This window comes from Hydrocoleum sp. CS-953 (assembly GCF_002260545.1).
Taxonomy (GTDB): Bacteria; Cyanobacteriota; Cyanobacteriia; order Cyanobacteriales; family Microcoleaceae; genus Trichodesmium.
In genome coordinates, this window is the sequence record NZ_LGSU01001279.1 from 1 (window position 1) to 9,185 (window position 9,185).

Genomic DNA, 9,185 nt, shown 5'->3' on the forward strand with positions numbered 1-9,185 from the left:
TTTGGTCTCCAAACCGAGCGCCAAAATGAGATGTTAATTTTATCGTAGGGGTTTGGTCTCCAAACCGAGCGCCAAAATGAGATTTGGAAACCAAACCCCTACAGTTTTTTCAGAAATCTTTCTCCCTACTCCCCTACTCCCCTACTCCCCTACTCCCCTACTCCCCTACTCCCTACTCCCTAGAAAAAAAAATGAGTCATATAGTAATTATTGGATGTGGAATAGTTGGAGCGGCGATCGCTTATCAACTTAGCAAAATAGAAGGTTTAAAAATTACAGTTTTAGATAAACAAATGCCAGCTCAAGCATCTACAGGTGCTTCTTTGGGTGTTTTGATGGGAGTTATTAGTCAAAAAGCAAAAGGCAGACCTTGGAAAATGAGGCGAATGAGCGTGGAAACTTATCACAGTTTAATTCCTGAGTTAGAGGCAAAAATAAATCGCCCTATTTCCCATAACCGTCAAGGTATTGTACAGTTATGTTTGCCTGGGGACGATCTAGATAAATGGCAAAGATTAATAGATATTCGAGCAGCAGACGGTTTGCCATTAGAAATGTGGGATGTGCAACGACTGAGCGATCGCTGCCCCCAACTCCAAACATCCGAAGTTACAGCAGCTATTTATTCTCCCCAAGATTTACAAGTTAACCCTGTTGAGTTAACTTTAGCTTTAGTCGAAGCTGCTCAACAAAATGGTGTTAAGTTTCATTTTGGAGTTACTGTTGCGCAATATAAAACTATTTCCCATCCAAAAAATGAATTTAGTTGTCGTCAAGTACACATAAAAAGTTTAGATGAGACAAAAAAAGCTCCTGCTTTAGCAGATGTTGACTGGTTAGTTGTTGCTGCGGGGTTGGGTTCATTACCATGTTTGCAAGGAATAAAAGGAGGTAAACTACAGTCCCTGCAACTGAAGCGCAAATCTAATGTTGATAATAGATTTACCATTGTACCTGTATTAGGTCAAGCCGTACATTTGCAAGTGCCAGCACCTTTAGGAAACCCAGATTTTAAGCCAGTTATAACTGGGGATGACGTGAATATTGTACCAGTGACAGAAAATGAATATTGGGTGGGAGCAACAGTAGAATTTCCCAACGATATCGGTGAGGTGGTTGCTGACTCCAATTTATTAGATACGGTGATGGCGAGAGCAATTAGTTTTTGTCCGGGTTTAGCAGATGCAACTATTCTCAGGAAATGGTCTGGTTTGCGACCTCGCCCAGAAGGTCAAGCTGCTCCTGCAGTTGGTTATTTAGAAGGGTTTAAAAATGTGTTATTGGCAACTGGTCATTATCGGAATGGAGTGTTGTTAGCTCCGGCGACAGCAGAAGCAGTTGAGAAAATGATTGTGAAGTGAAGTCAGAATTTAGAATTCAGAAGTTAAATTATTGCTGTTATCGAAAAATTCTGGTCTAAAGCCTCCTCTTTTAAGGGGATAAAAAAAAGAGCATATTCCGTATTTCAAGCATCCTTATTCCATAGAGGTACTGATAACTGTTAACGGAGTTCCTCCGATCAGAGGCTAACTGTTAACTGATAACTGAAATGACCATGTTTTTCTATTCTTATTTTCCTTCCTTTCATGTAATTATTACAACTATAGTAATCCTAAATAGGTTGTAAGATTTTATTGTAGGGGTTTGGTCTCCAAACCCTAGCCAACATAATAGACATCTCCAGAAAAGAAGGAAGAAGGAATAGGGAACAGGAGAGAATAATTGATAATTTATGGATAATAATTGATTTTATTTGTCATTTTTGGAGTAGTCTAATGGGGTTTGGTTTCCCAACCCCTACAGTTTTTTTCAAATCTCATTCCTGATTGCTACACTAGATTTTCTATTATAATAGATTTGTACTTAATTTAAGTTTTTATAATTAAAGTTTGTAGGGTTTGAGCAATATCTATATCTATACTTCGGGCTAGAGCAATACTACAAACAAAAACTTTTTTATCGCTTATATGATAATATCTTGATCTCGAAAATTATGATTGCTAACCAAAATACAAATAACATTTCTCCTAAAGAATATCTAGCAGGAGAAGAAATAAGTTCCGTCAAACACGAATACATTAACGGACAAGTATGCCCAATGGCAGATGCTAATGATGCCCATGTCACAATTTCCCTCAACCTAGCTTCAGCATTAAGAAATTTTCTGCGAGGCAGTGGTTGTCGCGTCTATATGTCAGACATGAAAGCTCATATAGAAACTGCCAATACATTCTACTATCCCAATGTCATGGTAACTTGTGATGCCAGAGAGATAAAGCATTGACAAACCATAAAAAATATCCTTGTTTAATAGTGGAAGTTTTATCTGACAGCACAGAAGCATTTGATCGGGGTGACAAATTTGCTAACTATCAGCAATTACAAACTCTACAAGAATACGTCTTAATTAACCAAAAACGCCAACGTTTGGAATGCTTCCGTCGTAATGCAGAGGGACTTTGGGTATTACATACCTACACTCAAGGCAGTGAAATTCACCTAGCAAGCATTGACTTTCGTACTAGCATTGATAATTTGTATGAAGATGTCAGTTTTGGGGAAACATAGTTTTAGTAGACCGAAACATATTAAATGGTGCGTTACGACGGATTGTTAAATACCTTTCACCGTCTAAATTTTAGCCGCCTAACGCACCCTACTGGACCGACACAACTAATTTAGTGCATTAGGGAGTAGGGGAGTGGGGGAGTAAGGGAGTAGGGGAGCAAAATTTTTGTTGGGTTTCGGTTCCTCAACCCAACCTACATCTATTGCACCATTTAAGGTGTGTCAGTCCACTACTAGAATTATACAGATGTCTATTCTTTTAAAGCAGATAAAACCTGGTCGTGAATTATCCCATTACTCACAACCACACCCCGGTTATCAACCATTTTCGAGCCATCAGCAAAATTCAAAGGTTTACCATTTAGATCAGTGACGCGCCCTCCTGCTTCCTCAACAACGATCGCTCCAGCAGCATGATCCCAAATATTTTCTCGGTAGTTTGGAGACTTCGGTGAGGGCAAACGCAAATATAAAGCAGCTTTTCCAGATGCCACAATACCATATTTTGCTTGGGAGTCTACCCTAACTGATGGCTCGGTAATACCTGCTGCTTTTGCTACAGCATTCTGACGATCTTGGTCGCCGTGGGAACTTTCCACACTTTCAACAAACCGGAGATTAGCAGTATCATCCGCCTGCACAACCTTAATTGGAGTCAGTTCGCCTCCTGCTATAGGCATCATTGCTGCCCCTTCACCCCGCACTGCTACATATAGCATTCCTGGTTTGTTGTTTTCCACTGGCATCGCCGGGCAAGCTAACACCCCGACCTTCACTTCTCCTCCTTCCACTAATGCTAATGCTACTGCATATTGGTCTTGACGTAAGAACCCTTTTGTGCCATCAATGGGGTCTAACGTCCAATAACGAGGTCCAACTTTACCGTTACCTTGGTTAATCCACTGTACCACCTGTTCTGGGGTAGCATCTGCAATTTGTTCCTTTACATAATTTGTCACTTTTGTCAAGTTTTCTGCCATTTCTGGAGTCTGTAAATCAGTTGCATCTTCTTCTCCCACCACTGGGTCATCCGGAAAAACCTCAGCTAAAACTTTGCAAATCAACGCCTGAGCGCCATAGTCAGCAATAGTTACAGGACTTTTGTCGCCCTTTTCCATTGCGGGGGGTATATTGCCACGCACCTGTTCACAGAGTTTAGCTGCTGCTAGGGCAGATTCTATTGCTATTTGTTTTTCGCGATCGTATGCCATGAGTAATTTTATGTTAGGTACTATTCATAGAATATATTAGATTTGTCAAGTTAAAAATTGTGGGAAGTCCAGTAGGGTGTGTTAGCGTTTGCGCAGCATTCCGTTTGCGAAGCATTCCGCAGGAAAGGAAAGCGTAACGCACAATCTTTTAATCCACTGAGCAAAGCGTAACGCACCATTTCTTAGGGAAGCTTAACCCATCCCACAGATTACTTGATAATTAATTCCTTATGTGATTTTTGAGCTAATATTAATAGTGGTGCGTTACGGCTAGCGCCTAACACACCCTACTGAATTGAGGGTGAATAAGAGTTACGCAGCGAAACAAGAAACCGGGTTTATTACCTTGATTATTTTCAAGTCAGAGTCCAGTAGGGTGTGTTAGCGTTTGCGCAGCATTCCGTTTGCGAAGCATTCCGCAGGAAAGGAAAGCGTAACGCACCATCTTTTATGAATGCTTAACCCGCCATTTTTTAGGGAAGCTTAACCCATCCCACAGATTACTTAATAATTAATTCCTTATGTGATTTTTGAATTATATAGTGGTGCGTTACGGCTAGCGCCTAACGCACCCTACTGGCGCTGAGCGGGGTAAAGTAATATAATGCAACGCACCCCTGCTAACAGATTACCCCTTCGTAAATGTCCACCAAACAATATTAGTATTTTGGTGATTCGCCGAAAACCGGATGGTCAGGCGATTAAGAGTTATCATTAAGACATGGACGGCGCTCCACCGCCCAGATTGCAAGGCTGTTTTGCCTATTAACAGTTGTGCGTAAAATCATAATTATAACATGGTTCAAAAAGAGGGGATATCTATATTGATAACTTTTATCTTGAGTTGGACAATATCTCAAATAAGAATTATGGACTTGGCTGAGATTTCAAGTATTCTAGAAATTCTAGTAACTCTTGGTAGTAGACTGACACACCTTAAATGGTGCAATAAATGTAGGTTGGGTTGAGGAACAAAACCCAACAACAGTCCTTCTCCCGTACGGACGCCCTTATGCAACGTCCCTACCTTACTCCCCCACTCCCCTACTCCCTAATGCACAGTTTTAGCTGTGTCAGTCCAGTAGGTTAAGTATTTAGGCATATATTTCTCATAAATTTCTTCAAGATAATTTTGTTCCCGTAGTCTGCTCCACCCCAAGCGAGCGACCTCTGTATTTTTTTGGGATAAAGCATCTAAAAAACTACAAAGCTGACTCCTGTCAACATGACTAATTTCCAGGAAAAAAATTTGTATTGGGGTTTGTATACTGATTGTTAAATGATTTTTTAAATGATGCTGTACTTTCAGCAATTGTTCTTCTGTAAATTGTTGAAGTGATTGTTTCCCGTAGACTTGCCTTAAATATATTCGCCTATCTTGATTACTCCAATGCAACTTTCTGATATCGTCATTAATTAAAGCAATAATATCGGATTTAGTTATGAGTTGGGGAGTGAGACTGTCTTGTGTTTTTTTAGGTCTATATTTTTCTTTAATCCGAGTTACTTGCTGTTGAAATTTAGCTCCTTTTTGAGGATTTACCATAGATATAAAATTAGCAAATCCTTCAATTGAGGCAATAATATCACCACCTTGAGAATTTCCCCAATGTCGATTTTCTAAACCATCTTTTTCAAGATTATATAGAGTAGCGCGGAAGCGTTTTAAAGTTTCTCTAGAAATATTCATATCACTATTTACAACAATTCCAGTAACTTCTTGTCGCCGAGATTTCCGCATAATTCTAGTTTTATTTTCGTTGATTTCAAAGTCTTGGAATCTGACAATTAATCGCGTGTTTTTCAGAATCTGAGAAATATATTTGAGACTCTCTCCAGAACCAGAAAAAGTTAGGTCATCAGCATAACGAGTATAATTAAAACCATATTTTATAGCCATTTCAGTTAACCTGCTATCTAACTTCCGACAAAGAAGGTTACTAATAGCTGGACTACTGGGAGAACCCTGGGGTAAATGTAAGCATTCAGCCGTCAGCTATTAGCTATCAGCAAAGAAGAAATTAGCCTCTAAAGAGAATTAAAAGTTATGAATAAAGTTAGTCATCAGCTAATCTTAGAATTGCTTGATTCTTTACAAAAGCTCTTTGCCCAGCATTCCGCATTTCGTGCAGAATGCTAATAGGTGAATACTTACGGGTAAATAACGTTCTGTCCAGGATAATAATTGATGTGGTTTTCCTTCCCATTCTATCTCTTTTAATTTTGGTGCAGTACAAATTAAACCAAAGATTATTGATGCTGTTTCTGAGTATCCAAAAGATTTAAAAAGCCCTTTAACTCGTTTATATGAAATAGAAGGAAAAAAGTCTTTTAAGTCAATATTAATAATAACTTCTTTCCCTAAGTGTGGTCGAGCATTCGTAACTATCGAACGTTGAGTACGGAATCCGTGAGCAGCATCGTGTGGTTGGATTTTGGTTAAAATATTATTTAGAATCCAGTTTTGTGCTTTTTTTAATTGAGGAATAGGTGCAGATATGTTTCGTTCTCCACCAGTTTTTTTGGGTATTTTAAAATCAGTATAGTGGTATTTTTTTTGTGAATAAACTAACCAACGTAATCCGGAAATACTAATTCCTATAGCAGCAGCAATCTCTTCATGGGAATTACATAATGGCAAGTTATTCTCCCGTAATCTATCCTCATTAAATTCGGCATTTATTGCACGTTTTTTCTGAAGATAACAAGCACGTTCTAGTTTTCTACAGAGCCATCTTTCGAGTCGTTCTAACTCTTCTCCTGCCCAAGCATATCCATCTAATATATCAGTTTCATATTCCCAAGAGGGAGGAAAATATTCGGGAAATATTTCTGACAATTCATCATAATCACTGTACCAATTCTCATCATAAAAAATCCAATTATCCTGCTGATAATACCAATCATCATCATACTCGATTGGGGGAGATTCGTGTTGATAATCGCAACCAATTAACTCCAGCATTTGTTGAGACATGGCAGTGTATTCTCGGTCTCCCAAAAGTAAGGATGCTTGCTTCAAGTCTTTTCTAGCACCTTGGTCATCTCTTTGCCGTCGCCGAACTAAAGCTCGGTAGTGATATGCTTTAGCATAGTTAGGATTAAAACTGATAATTTGGTTAAAGTATTCAATAGCTTGTTCGTAGTTTTTTTGACCGTAGTATTCAATACCATTTTTAATAATTTCATCTAAGTCCATATCGAAAATTAGAAAATATTTGACTTTTTATTTTAAGACATATATTTTTTTTTATACTGCGGTAATCAATCTATTTTACCAATTATTTCTAACCAGATTAAACAGCTACTATCAGCAATAATTAAATCAGTCATTACTTACCTCTTCCCGCAATTATTCAGCATAATAATTAAAATTAGGGATATTGTATTGTCCTAAAACTTATATAAAATCTCATTTAGAATATCCTGCTAATTTTACTGNCGAAAAGAATAACTTAGCCTCATTTTCAGAAATTCCCTGATGAAGTTCACAAACTAAATTCATAATTACTCCTTTTTTTGTGTTTGTTTCTATATTATAAGGTAAAACAGTCCAGTAGGGTGAGGTACACCCACGCGAGCAAGATGCACGGTTCCCGAAAAATCGCACTAATTATTAATATCTTTCCTTCTTCCTTCTTTCTTCTTCCTTCTTCCTTCTTAACTTAACCATAAAAAATCCATCCATTTGTTCTCTATGAGGCCAAACTTTTATCCATCCTTCTGTACAAGGAGAAACTATAAAATCAATGTTCGGGGCTTCAATTTCCCACTCAGAATTATTAGCTAAAAACTCTTCAATAATTCCCTCATTTTCTAAAGGATAAATTGTGCAAGTCGCATATACTAAAATTCCTCCAGGTTTCACCCATTTAGCAGCAGTTTCTAATAATTCACTCTGAAGTTTTGCTAGTTCTTGAATATTCTCTAAAGTTTGTCTCCACCGCGCATCTGCCCGACGGTGTAAAGTTCCTAAACCAGAACAAGGAACATCTAATAAAACTCTGTCTGCCTTNTCATTTTCTAAAGGATAAATTGTGCAAGTCGCATATACTAAAATTCCTCCAGGTTTCACCCATTTAGCAGCAGTTTCTAATAATTCACTCTGAAGTTTTGCTAGTTCTTGAATATTCTCTAAAGTTTGTCTCCACCGCGCATCTGCCCGACGGTGTAAAGTTCCTAAACCAGAACAAGGAACATCTAATAAAACTCTGTCTGCCTTATTAATAAATTGTGGTAAATTTCGACTATCACCTGTAGAAATAGAAATAGATTTTAACTGCAATCTTTCGGCATTTTGCTCTAATTTTTTCAGTCGAGAAGCAGTTTTATCAATAGCAAAAATTTTACCATTATCTCCCATTAATTCTGCTATATGAGTTGTTTTACCTCCAGGAGCAGCACAGGCATCAATTATTATTTCTCCTGGTTGGGGATTTAATAAATAACTAACTAATTGAGCGCTACTATCTTGAACTGACCACCAACCTTCGTTATAACCTGGTAATTTTTGGATTTTACCGACTGCTCCAGTTAATCTTAATGCTTGGGGAAGTTGGGAAATTCTGCTAACAGAAATACCTGTATTTTTAATTGCTATTTCTACTTCTTCAAGAGAAGTTTTGAGAGGATTAATTCTTAAATCAATACTTGGGGATTTATTGAACCAGGAGCATAATTTTTCTGCTTCGGTTAAACCTAATTTTTCTATCCAATATTCAATTATCCAGTCGGGAAAACTATAGGATATTCCTAATTTTTGTACTGGATTTTCTGGCAGATTTATAGTCAAGTTGCGCCGAATATATTCTCGGAGTAAACCATTAACAAAACCAGCTAATTTAGCAAACTTATTTTGTTTAGCTAACTCAACCGTTGTATCAACTGCTGCCGACTCTGGAATTTGTTCCAAATAAGATAATTGATATAAACCAATATGGAGAATTATCCGTAAATCTGGGTGTTGTTGGTGAGACTTCTTTTTTGCTAATTCGTCGATAATAGCATCAAGCGATCGCTCTCTTCTGACACAACCATAAACTAATTCTGTAACTAATCTGCGGTTAACATCAATTAAGTCATTTTTTCTGAGATATTTATCTAAGGCAAAATCAGCAAAAGCTTGTTTTCGATGTATTTCTTGGAGGATGATAAAAGCTAATTGACGGGGGTTATTATTCATAAAAGGGAATAGGGAATAGGGATTAGGGAGTAGGGAGTAGGCAGAAATAATTGATTTTATTGTTTATTATTGGAGATGTCTAATAGAAATAAAGATAGGTGTACCTCATTAGTCTGAGAAATACTATAACATAATTTGGAGCTATGACTTTAACTTTTTTACCCAAACAATAAACCGGGTTTATTGCCCTAATATTGTTGCTAAAATCATAAATTCTATAAACC

4 protein-coding genes and 3 pseudogenes are annotated in these 9,185 nt (G+C 37.6%); 2 read left to right on the plus strand and 5 right to left on the minus strand.

Features of this window, described 5'->3' with window-relative positions; genetic code table 11:
• The first annotated feature begins 191 nt into the window (after positions 1 to 191).
• Positions 192 to 1,361: an FAD-binding oxidoreductase gene (locus tag AFK68_RS22650; RefSeq protein WP_094675299.1), complete on the plus strand. Its 1,170-nt coding sequence runs from the start codon at positions 192 to 194 to the stop codon at positions 1,359 to 1,361.
• A 632-nt stretch (positions 1,362 to 1,993) separates the two neighbouring features.
• Positions 1,994 to 2,568, plus strand: a pseudogene (locus AFK68_RS22655) (Uma2 family endonuclease).
• A 251-nt stretch (positions 2,569 to 2,819) separates the two neighbouring features.
• On the opposite strand, the gene AFK68_RS22660 reads toward AFK68_RS22655, so the two are convergent.
• The 5 genes and pseudogenes from AFK68_RS22660 to AFK68_RS22675 form a co-directional block, all read right to left on the minus strand.
• A complete protein-coding gene (locus AFK68_RS22660) occupies positions 2,820 to 3,779 on the minus strand; it encodes a 3'(2'),5'-bisphosphate nucleotidase (protein WP_094675301.1) in 960 nt (319 codons plus the stop codon).
• Positions 3,780 to 4,830: 1,051 nt separating this feature from the next.
• Positions 4,831 to 5,775, minus strand: a complete 945-nt coding sequence (locus AFK68_RS22665) for a reverse transcriptase family protein (protein ID WP_094675303.1) — start codon at positions 5,773 to 5,775, stop codon at positions 4,831 to 4,833.
• 96 nt (positions 5,776 to 5,871) lie between these two features.
• Positions 5,872 to 6,978 (minus strand): reverse transcriptase domain-containing protein, encoded by a 1,107-nt coding sequence (locus tag AFK68_RS22670; protein ID WP_246844349.1) that lies wholly within the window; start codon positions 6,976 to 6,978, stop codon positions 5,872 to 5,874.
• Between the two features lie 417 nt (positions 6,979 to 7,395).
• A pseudogene (locus tag AFK68_RS39540) lies at positions 7,396 to 7,794 on the minus strand (16S rRNA (cytosine(967)-C(5))-methyltransferase); the annotation flags it as partial.
• Between the two features lies 1 nt (position 7,795).
• Positions 7,796 to 8,961, minus strand: a pseudogene (locus AFK68_RS22675) (16S rRNA (cytosine(967)-C(5))-methyltransferase); the annotation flags it as partial.
• Between the last annotated feature and the right edge of the window lie 224 nt (positions 8,962 to 9,185).

Excerpts from the sequence above, each read along its gene's own strand:
- AFK68_RS22650 (WP_094675299.1), top strand. The coding sequence starts at position 192 with ATGAGTCATATAGTAATTATTGGATGTGGAATAGTTGGAGCGGCGATC.
- AFK68_RS22670 (WP_246844349.1), bottom strand. The coding sequence starts at position 6,978 with ATGGACTTAGATGAAATTATTAAAAATGGTATTGAATACTACGGTCAA.
- AFK68_RS22660 (WP_094675301.1), bottom strand. The coding sequence starts at position 3,779 with ATGGCATACGATCGCGAAAAACAAATAGCAATAGAATCTGCCCTAGCA.